Origin of the sequence: Streptococcus sp. 1001283B150225_161107_H12 (assembly GCF_015552665.1) — a bacterium.
Lineage (GTDB): Bacteria > Bacillota > Bacilli > Lactobacillales > Streptococcaceae > Streptococcus.
In genome coordinates, this window is the sequence record NZ_JADNFC010000007.1 from 32,670 (window position 1) to 51,299 (window position 18,630).

An 18,630-nucleotide genomic window follows, 5' to 3' on the forward strand; every position below is an offset into this window, starting at 1 on the left:
AGGAGGCGTTTTTCTTTTGGATAAAAGCTGGATGAATGAGGAAGGCGAAATTCTTGCATTTTGACGGAACTTGTGCTAGAATGTTTAAAACGAATAGAAAAGGAGAGGCGAAGACATATCTTCGCCTCTTGTCTGTGAGGAGGTGTTGTCCTATCGCAACAATTGTTGAATTAGTAACAGAAATTCTTCAACCAGCCATCCAAGCTCCATTTGAATTGGTGGATGTGGAATATGGAAAGATGGGAGGAGATTATGTTCTAAGTATCTTTGTTGATAAGCCAGGTGGTATTACCCTGAATGATACAGCAGATTTAACAGAAGTGATTAGTCCTCTGTTGGATCAGATTCAACCAGATCCATTCCCAGAACAGTACTTCCTAGAAGTGACGAGTCCTGGTTTGGAGCGTCCCTTAAAAACCAAAGATGCAGTGGAAAAAGCTCTGGGTAAATATATCCATGTCAGCTTGTACAAGGCAGTTGACAAACAAAAGGTCATTGAAGGAACACTCCTTAAGTTCGAAGATGACCAATTGACCATGGAATACATGGACAAAACCAGAAAGAAAACCATTGAAATCCCCTATAGTCTTGTCTCAAAAGCAAGACTAGCTGTCAAACTATAGCAGAAAAGAAAGGAAGGCTCTTAGTAGCCTAAGAGCAAGAAAAGAATGAGTAAAGAAATGCTAGATGCTTTTCGCATCTTGGAAGAAGACAAAGGAATCAAAAAAGAAGATATCATTGAAGCTGTCACAGAATCATTGCGTTCGGCTTATCGGAGACGGTATGGTCAAGCAGAAAGTGCGGCTATCGAATTTAATGAAAAGACTGGTGACTTCCGCGTTTATACTGTTCGTGAAGTAGTGGATGAAGTATTTGATAGCCGGTTAGAAATTAGCTTGAAAGATGCTCTTGCGATTAGCTCTGCCTATGAATTGGGAGACAAAATCAAATTTGAAGAAGCACCTGCTGAGTTTGGTCGTGTCGCAGCCCAGTCTGCCAAACAAACCATCATGGAAAAAATGCGCAAGCAAACTCGTGCGATTACCTACAACACTTATAAAGAACATGAAAATGAAATTATGAGTGGAACGGTTGAGCGTTTTGATAATCGCTTTATCTATGTAAATTTAGGGTCTATCGAAGCTCAATTGTCTAAACAAGACCAAATCCCGGGTGAAGTCTTCCAATCTCATGATCGCATCGAAGTATTTGTCTACAAAGTAGAAGACAATCCTCGTGGGGTCAACGTTTTCGTAAGTCGTAGCCATCCAGAAATGATCAAACGTTTGATGGAACAAGAAATCCCTGAAGTCTATGATGGAACCGTTGAAATCATGAGCGTGGCGCGTGAAGCTGGAGACCGGACCAAGGTGGCTGTTCGTAGCCATAATCCAAACGTAGATGCGATTGGAACCATCGTTGGTCGTGGTGGATCGAATATCAAAAAGATTACTAGCAAGTTCCACCCAGCTCGTTATGATCAGAAATTGGATCGTATGGTCCCAACAGAAGAAAACATTGATGTCATTGAGTGGGTACCAGATCCAGCAGAATTTATCTACAATGCCATCGCGCCTGCTGAGGTCGATCAAGTCATCTTTGATGAAGAAGACAGCAAGCATGCCCTTGTGGTAGTACCAGATAGCAAGCTATCTCTTGCAATCGGTCGTCGTGGTCAAAACGTGCGCTTGGCGGCTCACTTAACTGGCTACCGGATTGATATCAAATCAGCTAGTGAGTACGAAGAAATGGAAGCAAGTCAAGAACCTGCTTTTGAAGAAGTAGAAAGTGATTTGAATTCTGTAGACGAATAGGGAGGGAATCATGGTAAAAACAAGAAAAATCCCTTTACGCAAGTCTGTCGTTTCAAATGAGGTCATCGATAAACGAGATCTCTTGCGAATCGTAAAAAATAAAGAAGGTCAAGTTTTTATCGATCCAACTGGGAAAGCAAATGGTCGTGGTGCTTATATCAAGCTCGATAACGAGGAAGCACTTCAAGCCAAGAAGAAGAAAGTCTTCAATCGCAGCTTTAGCATGGAAGTGGATGAAGCTTTCTACGACGAATTGATTGCTTATGTGGATCATAAGGTGAAAAGAAGAGAGTTAGGCCTTGAATAAGCAAAAAGTCAGTAATTTATTGGGATTGGCTCAGCGAGCAGGGAAAATCATCTCCGGAGAAGAGTTGGTCATCAAGTCTATTCAAGAAGGAAAGGCTCGTTTGGTCTTTCTAGCAGATGATGCAGCTCCCAATCTTACCAAAAAAATCACAGATAAATGCCACTATTATGGCATTCCGGTATTAACCGTGTTTTCAACACTAGAATTAAGTACTGCCATTGGTCGCTCACGAAAGGTAGCGGCCGTGACAGATGCTGGATTTTCAAAGAAAATGAGGTCTCTTATGGAATAGAAGAGGAGGACAGCAATTGTCTAAGAAAAGATTGTATGAGATTGCCAAAGAACTAGGCAAGGAAAGTAAAGAAGTCGTCACACGGGCCAAAGAATTAGGGTTGGAGGTAAAGAGTCACGCTTCTAGTATCGAAGGTGAAGCGGTTGAGCGTTTGGTCAATAGTTTTGCATCAAAGGCGCCCCAAACTCCTAAAGTGACGGAAGAAAAACAAGTAAAAGCTGCATCGGTTGCAAAAGAACCTGTTGCAAACCAACCAGAAAAGACAACGGAAACAGCGGCAGCACCTGTTGTGAAGCCAAAGAGTCGTAATTTCAAGGCGGAACGCGAAGCCCGTGCAAAAGAGCAGGCGGAACGTCGTCAACAACAAGGAAATCGACCTAAGAAACAACAAAACGACCGTCGGGATGGGGAACGTTTCCAAAATCGTAATGAGCGAAAAAATCAAGGAAATGACCGCCGGAACCAAGGGAATGATCGTCGCCGTGACCAAGCTGGAAACGGTCAAGGACGTCCAAATCCTGTAAATGGCGCACCGAAGATTGACTTCAAAGCCCGTGCGGCAGCATTAAAGGCAGAGCAAAATGCAGAATATGCACGTGGTAGTGAAGAACGCTACAAGCAAAACCAGGCAGCCAAGGTAGAGCAAGACCGTCAACAACGTCGTAAGCGCGAAGAGGCAGTTACGACTGAAGTTGTTGCTCCACAACCAAAGGCAGAAGCAGTGAAGGCAACTCCGGTAGCGGCTCCAAGTCCTGCAGCAGTTGATACACGTCGGAAAAAGCAAGCTAGACCAGACAAAAAACGTGAAGATTTTGATCGCGAAGAAGATGGTCCAAGAAAACAACAAAAGAATCGAAGTAGTCAAAACCAAGTGAGAAATCAAAGAAATAGTAACTGGAACAACAACAAAAAGAATAAAAAAGGAAAGAATAACCGCAATGAAGCTCCAAAACCAGTAACAGAGCGTAAATTCCATGAGTTGCCAAGTGAGCTTGAGTACACAGATGGAATGACGGTTGCGGAAATCGCAAAACGGATTAAGCGTGAGCCTGCGGAAATCGTTAAGAAACTCTTCATGATGGGAGTGATGGCGACACAAAACCAATCCTTGGATGGTGATACCATTGAACTTCTGTTAGTAGATTATGGAATTGAAGCCAAGAAAAAGGTTGAAGTGGACAATGCGGATATCGAACGCTTCTTCGTTGAAGATGGTTATTTGAACCCAGATGAGTTGGTAGAACGCCCACCAGTTGTCACTATCATGGGACACGTTGACCATGGTAAAACAACCCTTTTGGATACCCTTCGTAATTCACGTGTAGCAACAGGTGAAGCGGGAGGAATCACCCAGCATATCGGTGCTTACCAAATCGTGGAAAATGGCAAGAAGATTACCTTCTTGGATACACCTGGACACGCGGCCTTTACTTCTATGCGGGCGCGTGGTGCCTCTGTTACGGATATTACCATCTTGGTTGTAGCAGCAGATGACGGGGTGATGCCACAGACCATCGAAGCCATCAACCATTCAAAAGCAGCGAACGTTCCAATCATCGTAGCTATTAACAAGATTGATAAACCAGGTGCCAACCCAGAACGTGTGATTGGTGAATTGGCAGAGCATGGAGTTATGTCAACAGCTTGGGGTGGAGATTCTGAGTTTGTAGAAATTTCTGCCAAGTTCAACCAAAATATCGATGAACTTTTGGAAACGGTCCTTCTTGTGGCTGAAATCCAAGAACTCAAGGCAGATCCAACTGTTCGTGCCATCGGTACGGTTATCGAAGCGCGTTTGGATAAAGGTAAAGGTGCGGTTGCAACCCTTCTGGTTCAACAAGGTACCTTGAATGTCCAAGACCCAATCGTTGTTGGTAATACTTTCGGACGTGTCCGTGCCATGACCAATGACCTTGGCCGTCGTGTGAAAGCAGCTGGACCATCTACTCCAGTTTCTATCACTGGTTTGAATGAAGCACCAATGGCGGGTGACCATTTTGCGGTTTATGAAGATGAAAAATCTGCGCGTGCAGCCGGTGAAGAACGTGCGAAACGTGCGCTGATGAAACAACGTCAAGCAACCAACCGTGTCAGCCTTGAAAATCTCTTTGATACCTTGAAGGCTGGCGAAGTGAAATCCGTTAATGTCATCATCAAGGCCGATGTTCAAGGATCGGTTGAAGCCCTTGCTGCTTCCCTTCAAAAGATTGAGGTGGAAGGTGTGAAAGTGACCATCGTTCACTCAGCAGTTGGTGCCATCAACGAATCAGACGTCACCCTTGCAGAAGCTTCAAATGCCTTCATCATTGGATTTAACGTCCGCCCTACGCCTCAAGCACGTCAGCAAGCAGAAGCTGATGAGGTAGAAATCCGTCTTCACTCAATCATCTACAAAGTGATTGAAGAAATGGAAGATGCCATGAAGGGAATGTTGGATCCTGAATTCGAAGAGAAAGTCATCGGGGAAGCAGTTATCCGTGAAACCTTTAAGGTCTCTAAAGTGGGTACTATCGGTGGATTTATGGTCCTCAGTGGTAAGGTCACTCGTGACTCCAAAGTTCGTGTCATTCGTGACGGTGTCGTCATTTATGATGGAGCTCTTGCTAGCTTGAAACATTATAAAGATGATGTCAAAGAAGTGACCAACGGTCGCGAAGGTGGATTGATGATCGAAGGCTACAATGATATCAAGACTGATGATACCATCGAAGCTTACATCATGGAAGAAATTAAAAAATAAACTGTTAACTAGGAAGGAAGGTAAGAAATCTCCTGTTTCCTAGTTTTTAAAGACAGAGCAGAAAGGAGTTCCTATGGCAAGTCATTTTCGGACAGACCGAGTCGGTATGGAAATCAAGCGGGAAGTTAACGAAATTTTGCAAAAGAAAGTTCGTGATCCGCGTGTCCAAGGCGTCACCATTACGGATGTTCAAATGCTAGGCGATTTGTCGATGGCCAAGGTTTACTATTCGATTATGAGTGATCTGGCTTCAGATAATCAAAAGGCTCAGACAGGGCTGGAAAAAGCAACAGGAACCATCAAGCGCGAATTAGGTCGGAATTTAAAATTGTACAAAATTCCAGATTTAACCTTTGTCAAAGATGAATCCATTGAATATGGAAACAAAATTGATCAAATGTTACGCGATCTTGATAAAAAATAATGAACAAAACGATAGATTCTGTAGAGTCTATCGTTTTTTTATGGCGAAATTCAGAAGAAATTTCAAAAAAACCTTGTGCCGAAGGGGTGGATGTTTTAAAATAGAGTGAGTAAACTTTTATCGAATGATGATGGAGGAAAAGGAATGTCCATTGATTGGCAGAACATTTTATTTAACTTCTTAGGTGGTTTGGGACTATTTTTATATAGTATCAAAACCATGGGTGATGGCTTGCAGCAGGCTGCAGGGGATCGCCTTCGTTACTATATCGACAAATATACCAGTAATCCATTTCTAGGAGTGCTCGTAGGGATTGTCGTGACTGCCCTTATCCAGTCTAGTACAGGGGTAACTGTTATTACGGTTGGATTAGTAAGTGCCGGCCTCTTAACCCTACGCCAAGCAATTGGGATCATCATGGGGGCCAATATCGGGACGACGGTCACTTCCTTCATCATTGGTTTCAAGTTGGGAACTTATGCCTTACCGATTATGTTTGTCGGTACAGTCTGTCTCTTCTTTACCAAGAATCGGATGGCGAATAACATCGGTCGAATCTTATTTGGGGTTGGGGGGATCTTTTATGCCTTAAACCTCATCAGTGCAGGGATGAGTCCTTTGAAGGAGTTACCAGAATTTAGCCAATATATGGTAACCCTTGGAAAGAATCCAATCCTCGGAGTGCTGGCTGGAGCCATTATTACTGTTTTGATCCAGGCTTCGTCAGCAACCATTGGAATTCTGCAAGGTCTCTACTCAGGAGGATTTTTAGATCTGAAGGGAGCCCTACCGGTCTTATTTGGAGATAATATCGGAACAACCCTCACTGTTATCATCGCTGCCATGGGAGCCAATGTTTCTGCCAAACGGGTTGCAGCGACCCACGTCTTATTTAATGTCATCGGGACCATTCTTTGTATTATCTTGTTGGGACCATTTACAAGTATGGTTGAGTTCTTCCAAGCTCAGTTGCATCTCTCACCTGAGATGACGATTGCCTTTTCACATGGTGCTTTTAATGTGACCAACACCATCGTTCAATTCCCATTCATTGGGGCGTTGGCTTACTTTGTGACGAAATTGATTCCTGGTGAGGATGAAGTGGTCAAATACGAGCCACTTTACTTGGATGAAAATCTGATTACTCAAGCTCCTTCGATTGCCTTGGGAAATGCCAAAAAAGAACTCTTGCACTTAGGAGCTTATGCTGAAAAGATTTTTGATTTATCTTATCGCTATATTTTGAATCAAGAAGAAAAGTTGGCTGAAAAAGGTCATAAAACAGAAGAAGCGATTAATACCATCGATGATCAGTTGACCAAATACTTGATCCGCTTGTCCAGTGAAGCTTTGAGTCCAAAAGAAAGCGAATCCTTGACCAATATTTTGGATTCCTCTCGAGATTTGGAGCGGATTGGAGATCACGCAGAAGCCTTGATCAACTTGACGGATTATCTCATTCGGAAGAAAGTTGTCTTTTCTGACAATGCCTTGGCTGAATTAGAAGATATCTACCAACAAACTGCGACGTTTGTCAAAGATGCTCTTAGAAGTGTAGAAGAAGATAGTCAAGAGTTGGCCGCAGAGTTGGAACAGCGCCATCAGGCGATTGAAAAGCTCGAAAAGAAATTGCGGAAGACACATATTTCTCGTCTGAACAAGGGCGAGTGTACACCTCAAGCAGGTGTCAACTTTATTGATATCATCTCTCACTATACACGTGTCGCAGACCATGCCATGAATTTAGCAGAGAAGGTACAATTAGAGCAGATCTAAAAAAACGAAAAATCCAGTTCTTTAGGACTGGATTTTAGAATGTAGACAAACTTTTTTCATAAAATAGCTAGAAAATTTTTTCAAAAAAATAATTTGTATTTTTAATTAATTAAGCAAATTTATAACTTTCCGCTGTGAGAAAAGTGGCTGAAACGCTAAAGTTTCAGCCACTCGGGAGTTTTGAAACTGTAGGTTCAAAACTAAGTCATGGAACTTCCTGGATTGCTGAAATCATCCACTGGATAATTTCACCTAACGTCCGTACTCACCTAAGGAAAGTTTTAAAGAAGACTTTATATGCAATCTAAAATCCAGCTCAAAAAAACTGGATTTTTTATCGTATTTATAGGAAATATTAATATATTTAAATAAAATAGGTCTAGACCATTTACAAATACAGTACAAAGGATTATAATGTGTATGAATATATCGGTAGAAAAAGAAAGGAAATCACCATGACAACTTATATACAAGCAGATCAATTCTTTTATCCCCATGGTATTCGTAAGGGAGGATATCTAGAAATAGTTGATGGCAAATTTGGGAAACATGTAGATCAGCTACCAGAGGGAGCTACTGTTTTGGACTATACAGGCTATAGTATTGCTCCTGGTTTGGTCGATACGCACATCCATGGATTTGGTGGAGTTGATGTTATGGACAACAACATCGAGGGAACTCTTCATACTATGAGTGAGGGTCTCTTGAGCACAGGGGTCACTAGCTTTTTGCCAACAACCTTGACCTCTTCTTATGAGCAATTATTGGCAGTAACTGAAAACATTGGAGCACGCTACCAAGAAGCATCTGGTGCTAAGATTCGTGGCATTTACTTTGAAGGACCTTACTTTACAGAGAAGTACAAAGGGGCACAAAATCCAGCCTACATGAAAGATCCTCGAATGGATGAATTCCGTGCATGGCAAAAAGTAGCCAACGGCTTGCTCAATAAAATTGCCCTTGCTCCTGAGCGAGATGGTGTCGAAGACTTTGTCCGCACAGTGACAGGAGAAGGGGTAACGGTTGCGCTTGGTCACTCCAATGCAACCTTTGACGAAGCTAAAAAAGCAGTGGATGCTGGGGCTAGTGTCTGGGTGCATGCCTATAACGGAATGCGCGGTTTGACGCACCGTGAGTTGGGAATGGTTGGGGCTATGTACCAACTTCCTCATACTTATGCAGAGTTAATCTGTGATGGCCATCACGTTGATCCAAAAGCCTGCGACATCCTTCTCAAACAAAAAGGAGTGGAAAATATCGCCTTGATCACCGACTGTATGACAGCTGGTGGCTTGGAAGATGGCGACTACATGTTGGGTGAATTCCCTGTTGTCGTAGAAAATGGAACAGCCCGTTTGAAATCGACAGGGAATCTGGCTGGTTCGATCTTGAAGCTTAAAGATGGATTGAAGAATGTTGTTGAGTGGGGCATTGCCAATCCTCATGAAGCGGTCATGATGGCGAGTCTCAACCCTGCTAAATCTGTCCATATTGATGATGTCTGTGGCCAAATCCGTGAAGGGTATGACGCTGACTTTATTGTATTGGATAAAGATTTAGAGTTGGTAGCAACCTTCTTAGACGGTCAAAAACGATTTGAAGCTTAATGGTGAAAAAGAGGTTCAACTACGAATCGCTTGCTTTCGCCAAACTAAAAATTGAATGTATCCCATAAGCTGAGATGAAAGTCTCAGCTTATTTGAATAGGATTCCTTGATCTAGCCATTTGTCTCTTTGCTCTGATACATGGTATAATGAAAGTAATTGAATCGCGAGGTAGTTTTATGAATAAGATAAACGTACGTTTTTTATTGATGGGCTTGTTTTTCTTTATCTACGGTATGTTGCGCCGTAGTCCCGTCATTTTAGTGGCAGGTAGTGCCTTTTTACTCTATGCCTTTTTTAGTAAATCGATGGTGCAACCGAAGGAAAATATCTTTAAGCCAAAGTTGCGCTTGAATGCGAAGACTTCTAAGTCTGGTGAAAAAACAAAGGAAAGTGACGGGAAATAAGATGAAGAGTTACAAACTAAATGACGGACGCCACATTCCTGTACTTGGTTTTGGTACTTGGAAGGCGAAAGATGGCGAGGAAGCTTATCAAGCAGTAAAAGCAGCCTTAGAAGCGGGCTATCGCCATATTGATACGGCAGCCATCTATCAAAATGAAGAAAGCATCGGAAAGGCTATCAAAGATAGTGGTATTCCAAGAGATGAGCTTTTTGTAACGACCAAGTTGTGGAATAATCGTCACACCTATGAGGATGCTGTCAATGGTCTAGAAGAATCTTTGCACAAATTGGGACTAGATTATATCGATTTGTACCTCATCCACTGGCCGAATCCTGTGACTCACCGAGAAAATGAGGCCTGGAAAGAACGGAATCGTGAGGTTTGGAGAGCCATGGAAGATATGCAGGCAAAAGGAAAGATTCGCTCTATTGGTGTGAGTAACTTCCTGCCCCATCACCTGGATGCTTTGTTGGAGAGTGCAAAAGTTCTTCCGGCAGTCAATCAGATTCGCTTGGCCCCTGGAGTCTATCAAGAGGAAGTAGTCCGTTATTGTCGTGATAAAGGAATTTTATTGGAAGCTTGGGGGCCATTTGGCCAAGGAGAGTTGTTTCAAAATGAGACAGTCCTTACATTGGCTAAACAGTATGACGTGACACCAGCCCAGCTTCTGTTGGCCTGGAGTCTAGCAGAAGGATTTTTACCTCTGCCCAAGTCAGTGACTCCTGAACGCATTGCAAGTAACCTACAATGCTCTGCGATTGCATTATCCCCAGAAGATTGTGACCTTCTTCGGAAGATCCCAGTAGAGGCAGGAGCACCGAATCCAGATACCAAAGACTTTTAGGATTGTTTGTTTTTAATAGACAGTGAGAATTTGCTCTTACTGTCTTTTTTTGTGTAACGAGATGAAAAACGAATGATTTGTTTTAAATATCTAAATATTTGGATATCAAAACCATTAAAAAGCAAACAAAAAACAACTAATTAAAGATATTGTACGGGAATATTACAATTTGATAACAAAGTTAATGTTGAGTGAATTTTCTGAAAAATTAGGAGTATAATAAGAATAATTTAGTATATAGGGGGAATTTTATGAGTAAACAGCGTTTCTCATTGAGAAAATATAAGTTTGGTGTTGCATCGGTGCTGTTAGGATCTGTTCTTGTCTTTGGAGCAGGGAATGTAAGTGCTGATGAAGCGAAACAGCCTGAGACTGCAGTCGTTGCATCTGCAGAAGCAAATCCAATATCGCCAAGTGAGTCTGCGTCTCCTGTAACGAATCAGGCAAGTGAGCAGACTACAGGCTCAGTAGTTGAAAATGGTAAAGTTGTTGACGAGCTAGCTTCCTCAGACAAAGGGGCAACAACTCCATCTGTCGAATCAGACAGCCAAGTCCTTGCGCAGGAAGCAAAAACAGAGGCTCAAGCTACTGAAAAGCAAGCGGAAGTCGTAACTAAAACCGAAGAAAAAACTGCAGAAAAAACATCCGAAGGACAGGAAAAAACAGAAGCAAAACCTTCTTCAACAGAGGAGAAGAGTGAGGCTAAACCTGTAACGGAAGCAAGAACCGAAAAGAAAGCTGAAGATAAACCATTAAGTATTAGCAGCAATACGATTATTAATGTGCCCCAAACTTGGGAAAAAGGGTACAAGGGTGAAGGGACTGTTGTTGCGGTCATTGACTCTGGTTTAGATGTCTACCACGAAGTATTGCGGATTTCAGACCCTACAAAAGGGAAATTCAAAAATCAAACAGAATTAGAAGCTGCCAAAAAAGCAGCGGGAATTGACTACGGAAAATGGTACAACGATAAGGTCGTCTTTGCCTATGATTATATGGATGGAGATGACAATATCAAAGAAAAAGACCATGATTCACACGGTATGCACGTAACAGGGATTGCGACTGGGAACCCTGACAAAAAAGCTGGGGATGGCAACTACGTATATGGAGTTGCTCCAGAAGCCCAAGTGATGTTTATGCGGGTTTTCTCTGATCGTAGTGGATCCACCAGCGATGTTGTCTATGTAAAAGCGATTGATGACGCAGTGGCATTGGGAGCCGATGTCATTAATATGAGTTTAGGATCTGGGACAGGATCTACAGTGAATGCTAGTCCTGCTGTCAGAGAAGCGATTCAACGAGCACGCGCCAAAGGGGTTAGTGTCGTCATCGCGGCAGGTAATAGCAATACTTATGGATACGGTTATAACAACCCAAGTGCTGAAAACCCTGATTATGGAGTCGTGGGTAGTCCTTCAACCGTAGAAGAGTCTATTTCAGTTGCCTCAGTAAATGATTCATTCGTAACAGAAGAAGTCTTTACAGTGCGTGGTTTGGAAGACAATGCCGACTTGGATAAAGGGAAATTTACCTATACAGCAGCTGAAACAGATGCCAATTTCGAAAATGGGAAAGAATATGACTATGTGGATGCTGGTTTGGGGCGTGAGAGTGATTTAGAAGGTCTCGATTTGACTGGTAAAGTTGCCCTCATCAAACGTGGCGAAATCACCTTCTCAGATAAGGTCGCTAATGTCTATAAAAAAGGAGCGATTGGCGCCCTCATTTATAACAGTGTCGAAGGTGCAAATGTCAAAATGGGTCTCGAAGGCGATGCGAGAAAGATTCCTGCGGTATTTATTTCTAAGCGGTATGGAGAAGCGATCAAAGACAAAGACTACAAGATAGTCTTTGATGGTAGTCTGGATAACCGTCCAAACCCTGATGCTGGGAAGATGTCTGAATTCTCTAGTTGGGGAGTCTCAACGGATGGACAATTAAAACCGGATGTCACAGCACCTGGTGGATCGATCTTCTCTTCACTAAATGATAATAGCTATGGCAGTATCAGCGGAACCAGTATGGCCTCTCCTCATGTGGCTGGGGTATCAGCTTTGGTGAAGGAATACCTCCAAGCTCATCATCCAGAACTTTCACCAGAGGAGCTATCTGCAACGGTTAAGGCCTTGATCATGTCAACTGCAAAACCGCACTTCAACAAAGAAACGGGCGCCTACACTTCGGTACGTCAACAAGGGGCAGGGATTGTAGATACTGCTGCAGCCGTCTCAACAGATTTATATGTAACGAATGAAGATGCTTACCCAAGCGTAACTCTTGGTAATGTGGAAGATCGATTCAGTTTTGATGTGACTGTTCATAATATTTCTGATACTGATAGAGAGTTGAAGATGATTGTGAATACCACTACCGACGATGTAAAAGACGATCACTTTACCTTGAAGCCACGGAAATTAACAGAGACTGTATGGCCAAATGTCACTGTAAAAGCCCATAGTAGTCAGACAGTGACGGTGACTGTCGATGCATCTAAGTTTGCAGAAGAATTGACTAAATTGATGCCGAACGGTTACTTCCTAGAAGGATTTGTTCGCTTTGTGGATCCAGCAGATGATGGCGATGTGGTTAGCATTCCATTTATGGGCTTCCGTGGTTCTTTCCAAGATATCCCTGCGGTTGAAAAACCAATCTACAACTTGGTAAGAGAAGGGAAATCAGGATTCTACTATGATGTTCCAGAAACCAAACACGTGCCATCCAATGCGAACGTCACCTCTTTAGTTTCAAACGCGAATGATGTGCTCTATACGACTGCTAAGAAGGAAACAGCAGAACGAAGCCCAATCGTTCTTGGAACAGTGGAAACACCAGAAGGTTTGAACGTCCTCCATTTGGATGCCGATGGAAATGTCCGTCTGGCTATTTCTCCAGATGGAGATGGGAACAAAGATTACGTGCAGTATCGTGCAGTCGTCTTGCGAAACCTAAAAAATATGAAAGCAGCTGTCTACAAGGCAGATGATCAAGCATTTGCTAATCCAATTTGGTCAAGTACAGGATCTTTCTCTGCTCGTAAGAATTATTTTGACGGACGTGGGAAACGATCTTATCTAGTCGACAATACGGCTTGGGAAGGAACGGATGCCAAGGGTGAAAAGGTAGCGGATGGCCACTATGTCTATGAAGTTCGCTATACGCCAGCCGTTCCAGGAGCAGAGGAGCAAGTTGTTCGCTTTAATCTCCAAATTGACACCCAAAAACCAATCTTGACTTCAGGTTATACGACCAAGAAGGATGGGGTAGAAACCTTCTATGCTCGTAAAACAAAAGATGTTGGCAATGGTGGAATCTTACGAGAGCAAGTCTTCTATGTCAAGGCCTTTGATGAAGAAGGAACCCTGGTTAAGGAGGGGAAAGATGCCCTAGGGAAGACTAGTCGCTTTGAAAACCGTGTCTATTTAACGGCAAATGAAGATGGTGGCTATACTCTTCCAGAAGGAATCAGTAAAGACTTACTTTACTATGTGGTAGAAGACTACGCTGGAAACCGCGATTTTGCTTCTCTTGCTGATTTTGCTGGTAGTGAAGATAGTGGCCGGATTAAGGTGTCAGTCCTAGATGCCGATACACATAAAGAATTAGATACCGATTTTGTCTACCGTATCAAGGATGATCAAGGACAGTATGTCAACTTAGACAAAGGGAAAGAAATCAATTTCCTTAAGTTTGGTAGCTATGTGGCAGAACTCTTTGCCTATGACAAATCAGATCTGAAACTTGTCAGCCAACGAACTCAGAAATTTGAAATCACTGCAGAGGACAGCTTTAAGACCATCGAATTCTTGGCCAAAGAGATTGTCACTGCACCTTTGAGCCTGGTCTTTGATCAAGCAGTACCAAGAACAACACCAGTTGTCTTGAAAAATCAAGCTGGTGAAACCTTTGTTCTTCCAGTTCAACGCTATGGCAAGAATGCTTTTGGAAAAGATGTCCCAGTTGGAACATACACGATTTCAGTCAGTCTACCAACAGGTTATGAGTTGTTTGAGGATGCACCGACTGTGACCGTTCTAGCAGACCAAAACAATCTCGCAAAACTTTCTGTAGTCATTAAGACCCAATTGTTGCAATTGTTGGCTCAACAAGCTAACTTGACCAGCACTCCTCAGTACTTTAATGCAACGAGTGAAAAACGTTTAGCCTATGATGCAGCTTATCAAGAAGCTCAGAAAGCTCTTGCGGCTAAGTTATCACAAGCAGAAGTTAACCAAATCTTTTCAAATCTTGGATTGGTTACGAGTCAATTAGATGGAAAAGAGTCTGATTTTACAGCGCTAAAATCAGCCATTGCTGCCTATGATGTAACCTCAAAAACAGGTCGCTATGCCAACGCTAAGGATTCCGCTCGACGTGCCTTTGACCAAAGCTTTAAGGCATTGGCTCTCTTGCTCGTCCGTGAAGGTGTGACACAAGAGCAAATCAACCAAGCACTTGCGAACTACCAGGCGGCTGATCAACAGTTAAATGGAAAAACAACTGATTTTTCAAGTCTGAAGAAATTGATTGCGGCAGAACTCCAGTTCCAAGCTAAGAATGCGAAGTTTATCTATGCAGCAGATAAGGTGAAGGTAAACTACCTACAAGCCTTTATCCGCGCTCAAGCTGTACTGGCTAATCCTGGTGCCAGTCAACAGGAAGTCAAGGCGGTATTAGCTGAGGTTAAAGCTGCTAAGAAAAAATTAAATGGGAAAAAACCAAAGGTTGTAAAACGCCCATAACAGTCACCTTTCTTTGAAAGGATTTGCAACAAGTCTGAAACACCTGTTTCGGACTTGTTTTTGGTTTACACTAGAGTAGAAATCTGCTATAATACTAGTCAAGAAAGAAAGGCTTATGGCGTTTTTTTAGCGAGCTTGGGATAGTGAAAGCCAAGCAGAACAAGATAAGCAAGTGGCGCTTTCTCTCAGTAGATAGCTGAGTACAGTAGAATAAAATGAAGTAATAAATTAGGGTGGAACCGCGTTTTTGACGCCCCTAGGTCACTTGACTTAGGAGCAAAGACACGGTTTTTTTGTATCCAAAGTCGCAAGAAATTATAAAAAGGAGAAGAAGATGTCTAAAAAACTAACCTTCCACTGCGTTAGTGGCAGAGACCTCCTTACAGTCGGACTGCCCCACGCTCAGCACTAGGGCGCCTGAGCTAGACGCAGTACTAACTCGTCTTGCCTCGTATAATCGACGAGGCAGACTCGTGTCGCAAGAAATTATAGAAAAAAGGAGTAAAACATGTCTAAAAAATTGACTTTCCAGGAAATCATCCTTACTTTGCAACAATACTGGAATGACCAGGGTTGTATGCTGATGCAGGCTTATGATAACGAGAAGGGTGCGGGAACCATGAGTCCTTATACCTTCCTCCGTGCCATCGGTCCTGAGCCATGGAACGCGGCTTATGTGGAGCCATCACGTCGTCCAGCTGATGGACGTTACGGGGAAAACCCAAACCGTCTTTACCAACACCACCAATTCCAAGTGGTCATGAAACCATCGCCTTCAAATATCCAAGAACTCTACCTCGAGTCTTTGGAAAAATTGGGCATCAACCCATTGGAACACGATATTCGTTTCGTTGAAGATAACTGGGAAAACCCATCAACTGGTTCGGCTGGTCTTGGTTGGGAAGTTTGGCTTGACGGTATGGAAATCACTCAGTTCACTTATTTCCAACAAGTTGGTGGTTTGGCAACTGGTCCTGTTACCGCTGAGGTCACTTATGGGTTGGAGCGTTTAGCTTCTTACATCCAAGAAGTAGACTCAGTCTATGATATCGAGTGGGCTCCAGGTGTTAAATACGGAGAAATCTTCCTTCAACCAGAATACGAGCACTCAAAATACAGCTTTGAAGTTTCTGATCAAGATATGCTTCTTGAAAACTTCGAAAAATTTGAAAAAGAAGCAGGGCGTGCTTTGGAATTGGGCCTTGTTCACCCAGCCTATGACTACGTTTTGAAATGTTCACATACCTTCAACTTGCTTGATGCTCGTGGAGCAGTATCCGTTACAGAACGTGCCGGATACATTGCCCGTATCCGTAACTTGGCCCGTGTTGTAGCCAAAACCTTCGTCGCAGAACGTAAAAAACTTGGTTACCCACTTCTTGACGAAGCCACACGCGCAAAACTCCTAGCAGAAGAGGAAGAATAAAGAGAGCGTATTAGATGGGATTGACTGATAGAGCAATCCTACAGGACCAGTTGTCGCAGTGATAAAGGTATCGTTAGTTTCTCTAACGATACCAGGCAAAATTGGAGACTTTAGGCTCCAATTTTAGCAATGAAACGACGAAGTCGGTTGCTTGCGTGCCAATCACATAAGGCAAACTGGAAAAAAAGATATTTTTCGGAGAAAAAACATGACAAAAAACTTATTAGTAGAACTTGGACTTGAAGAGTTACCAGCCTACGTTGTCACACCAAGTGAAAAACAACTTGGTGAGAAAATGGCAGCCTTCTTGGATGACAACCGTCTTTCATACGAAAGCATTCAAACCTTCTCAACGCCACGCCGTTTGGCTGTCCGTGTCATTGGTTTGGCGGATCAACAAACGGATTTGACTGAAGATTTTAAAGGACCTTCTAAGAAAATCGCCTTGGATGCAGATGGAAACTTCTCAAAAGCGGCTCAAGGATTCGTCCGTGGGAAAGGTTTGACGGTTGACGATATCGAATTCCGTGAAGTCAAAGGGGAAGAGTACGTTTATGTTACGAAGCACGAAGCTGGAAAACCTGCCAAAGAAGTCTTGGCTGGCCTTCCAGAAGTGCTTGCTTCAATGACCTTCCCTGTTAGCATGCACTGGGCTAACAACACCTTTGAATACATTCGCCCAGTTCACACCTTGATCGTTCTTTTGGGTGATGAAGCGCTTGACCTTGATTTCTTGGATATCCAGTCAGGACGTGTGAGTCGTGGACACCGTTTCCTTGGACATGAAGTGGAAATTGCCAATGCGGATTCTTATGAAGAAGACCTTCGTACCGTTTACGTGATTGCGGATAGCAAAGAACGTGAAAACATGATTCGTGAGCAAATCAAGGCTATCGAAGCAGAACAAGGTGTTCAAGTTCAAATCGAAGAAGGCCTTTTGAATGAAGTCTTGAACTTGGTCGAATACCCAACTGCCTTTATGGGAAGTTTTGACACTAAATATTTGGACGTTCCAGAAGAGGTTTTGGTGACATCAATGGAAACACACCAACGTTACTTTGTTGTACGTGACCTTGATGGTCAGCTGAAACCAAACTTCATCTCCGTCCGTAATGGTAACGCTGAGCACTTGGAAAATGTCGTTCGAGGAAATGAAAAAGTCTTGGTGGCACGTCTCGAAGATGGTGAATTCTTCTGGCGTGAAGACCAAAAACTTAAGATTGAAGACCTGGTTGCTAAATTGGCACACGTGACCTTCCATGAAAAAATTGGTTCTCTTTCAGAACACATGGCGCGTGCTGGTGTCATTGCAGCGTCACTAGCTGAGCAAGCTGGTTTGACAGCTGAAGAAACGGCAGCCGTCGCTCGTGCAGCTGAAATCTACAAATTTGACCTCTTGACGGGTATGGTCGGAGAGTTCGATGAATTGCAAGGAATCATGGGTGAAAAATACGCCCTCCTTGCTGGTGAAGATGCTGCGGTAGCGACAGCTATCCGTGAGCACTACCTTCCTGATTCAGCAGACGGAGCCCTTCCAGAGACTAAGGTTGGTGCCATCCTTGCCCTTGCAGATAAATTGGATACCCTCCTTTCCTTCTTCTCAGTAGGCTTGATTCCATCAGGTTCCAATGACCCTTATGCGCTTCGTCGTGCAACACAAGGGATTGTCCGTATCTTGGATGCCTTTGGCTGGCATATCCCTATGGATGAGTTGATTGACAGCCTTTACGCTCTTTCATTTGATAGCCTTTCTTATGATAATCAAGCAGAAGTGCTCAACTTCATCAAGGCGCGTGTGGACAAGATGATGGGACGCACAGCAAAAGATATCAAAGACGCTGTTCTTGCTGGTTCAAACTTTGTCGTGGCAGATATGTTGGAAGTAGCTGACGCTCTCTCAGAAGCTACGAAGACCGATGGTTACAAGGCAGCTGTTGAATCCCTCTCACGTGCTTTCAACTTGGCAGAAAAAGCAGATGCTTCAGTAGCGGTCGATGCCAGTCTCTTTGAAAATGATCAAGAAAAAGCTCTTGCTAAAGCAATTGAAGAGCTTGAATTGACTGGTGCAGCTAGTGACAAATTGACTCAACTCTTTGCTCTTAGCCCAGTCATTGATGCCTTCTTTGACAATACTATGGTGATGGCAGAAGATGAGGCTGTTAAAAACAACCGTTTGGCCCTTCTTGCAGGTCTTGTAGCGAAAGCTAACGCTGTTGCAGCCTTCAACCAATTGAACACAAAATAAGTACCTGG

General features: G+C 43.2%; 13 protein-coding genes. All 13 read left to right on the forward strand.

What is annotated here, in order from left to right:
* The first annotated feature begins 134 nt into the window (after positions 1 to 134).
* The 13 genes from rimP (at position 135) to glyS (ending at position 18,622) form a co-directional block, all read left to right on the forward strand.
* Positions 135 to 623, forward strand: a complete 489-nt coding sequence (gene rimP, locus I2C87_RS09055) for a ribosome maturation factor RimP (protein ID WP_195324734.1) — start codon at positions 135 to 137, stop codon at positions 621 to 623.
* Between the two features lie 45 nt (positions 624 to 668).
* Entirely contained in the window at positions 669 to 1,814 is a 1,146-nt protein-coding gene (nusA, locus tag I2C87_RS09060) for a transcription termination factor NusA (RefSeq protein ID WP_006596880.1), read from the forward strand.
* Positions 1,815 to 1,824: 10 nt separating this feature from the next.
* A complete protein-coding gene (gene rnpM / locus I2C87_RS09065) occupies positions 1,825 to 2,121 on the forward strand; it encodes an RNase P modulator RnpM (RefSeq protein WP_006596879.1) in 297 nt (98 codons plus the stop codon).
* The gene (locus I2C87_RS09070) at positions 2,114 to 2,413 is read left to right on the forward strand and encodes a YlxQ-related RNA-binding protein (RefSeq protein ID WP_129270639.1); all 300 of its coding nucleotides are present in this window, start codon (positions 2,114 to 2,116) and stop codon (positions 2,411 to 2,413) included. The genes rnpM and I2C87_RS09070 overlap by 8 nt, the downstream gene beginning before the upstream one ends.
* Before the next feature lie 16 nt (positions 2,414 to 2,429).
* On the forward strand, positions 2,430 to 5,153 hold the full coding sequence (gene infB, locus I2C87_RS09075) for a translation initiation factor IF-2 (RefSeq protein WP_195324676.1): 2,724 nt from the start codon (positions 2,430 to 2,432) through the stop codon (positions 5,151 to 5,153).
* Positions 5,154 to 5,226: 73 nt separating this feature from the next.
* Positions 5,227 to 5,577: a 30S ribosome-binding factor RbfA gene (gene rbfA / locus I2C87_RS09080; RefSeq protein ID WP_006596876.1), complete on the forward strand. Its 351-nt coding sequence runs from the start codon at positions 5,227 to 5,229 to the stop codon at positions 5,575 to 5,577.
* 144 nt (positions 5,578 to 5,721) lie between these two features.
* Positions 5,722 to 7,353, forward strand: coding sequence for a Na/Pi cotransporter family protein (locus I2C87_RS09085; protein WP_195324678.1), 1,632 nt, complete (start codon positions 5,722 to 5,724; stop codon positions 7,351 to 7,353).
* 455 nt (positions 7,354 to 7,808) lie between these two features.
* The gene (gene nagA, locus I2C87_RS09090) at positions 7,809 to 8,960 is read left to right on the forward strand and encodes an N-acetylglucosamine-6-phosphate deacetylase (protein WP_048789459.1); all 1,152 of its coding nucleotides are present in this window, start codon (positions 7,809 to 7,811) and stop codon (positions 8,958 to 8,960) included.
* A gap of 177 nt (positions 8,961 to 9,137) precedes the next feature.
* Positions 9,138 to 9,365: a hypothetical protein gene (locus tag I2C87_RS09095; RefSeq protein WP_006597076.1), complete on the forward strand. Its 228-nt coding sequence runs from the start codon at positions 9,138 to 9,140 to the stop codon at positions 9,363 to 9,365.
* Position 9,366: 1 nt separating this feature from the next.
* Positions 9,367 to 10,209, forward strand: coding sequence for an aldo/keto reductase (locus I2C87_RS09100; RefSeq protein WP_048789458.1), 843 nt, complete (start codon positions 9,367 to 9,369; stop codon positions 10,207 to 10,209).
* Positions 10,210 to 10,460: 251 nt separating this feature from the next.
* Positions 10,461 to 14,951, forward strand: coding sequence for a S8 family serine peptidase (locus tag I2C87_RS09105; RefSeq protein ID WP_125336185.1), 4,491 nt, complete (start codon positions 10,461 to 10,463; stop codon positions 14,949 to 14,951).
* Between the two features lie 508 nt (positions 14,952 to 15,459).
* Positions 15,460 to 16,377: a glycine--tRNA ligase subunit alpha gene (glyQ, locus tag I2C87_RS09110; RefSeq protein WP_000038760.1), complete on the forward strand. Its 918-nt coding sequence runs from the start codon at positions 15,460 to 15,462 to the stop codon at positions 16,375 to 16,377.
* 208 nt (positions 16,378 to 16,585) lie between these two features.
* On the forward strand, positions 16,586 to 18,622 hold the full coding sequence (glyS, locus tag I2C87_RS09115) for a glycine--tRNA ligase subunit beta (protein ID WP_129270645.1): 2,037 nt from the start codon (positions 16,586 to 16,588) through the stop codon (positions 18,620 to 18,622).
* The last annotated feature ends 8 nt before the right edge of the window (positions 18,623 to 18,630 follow it).

Bases quoted from the DNA above. Each gene is read 5' to 3' on its own strand.
- glyQ (WP_000038760.1), top strand. From the start codon at position 15,460: ATGTCTAAAAAATTGACTTTCCAGGAAATCATCCTTACTTTGCAACAA.
- rnpM (WP_006596879.1), top strand. From the start codon at position 1,825: ATGGTAAAAACAAGAAAAATCCCTTTACGCAAGTCTGTCGTTTCAAAT.
- I2C87_RS09095 (WP_006597076.1), top strand. From the start codon at position 9,138: ATGAATAAGATAAACGTACGTTTTTTATTGATGGGCTTGTTTTTCTTT.
- rbfA (WP_006596876.1), top strand. From the start codon at position 5,227: ATGGCAAGTCATTTTCGGACAGACCGAGTCGGTATGGAAATCAAGCGG.
- nusA (WP_006596880.1), top strand. From the start codon at position 669: ATGAGTAAAGAAATGCTAGATGCTTTTCGCATCTTGGAAGAAGACAAA.
- I2C87_RS09100 (WP_048789458.1), top strand. From the start codon at position 9,367: ATGAAGAGTTACAAACTAAATGACGGACGCCACATTCCTGTACTTGGT.
- glyS (WP_129270645.1), top strand. From the start codon at position 16,586: ATGACAAAAAACTTATTAGTAGAACTTGGACTTGAAGAGTTACCAGCC.
- nagA (WP_048789459.1), top strand. From the start codon at position 7,809: ATGACAACTTATATACAAGCAGATCAATTCTTTTATCCCCATGGTATT.
- I2C87_RS09105 (WP_125336185.1), top strand. From the start codon at position 10,461: ATGAGTAAACAGCGTTTCTCATTGAGAAAATATAAGTTTGGTGTTGCA.
- I2C87_RS09085 (WP_195324678.1), top strand. From the start codon at position 5,722: ATGTCCATTGATTGGCAGAACATTTTATTTAACTTCTTAGGTGGTTTG.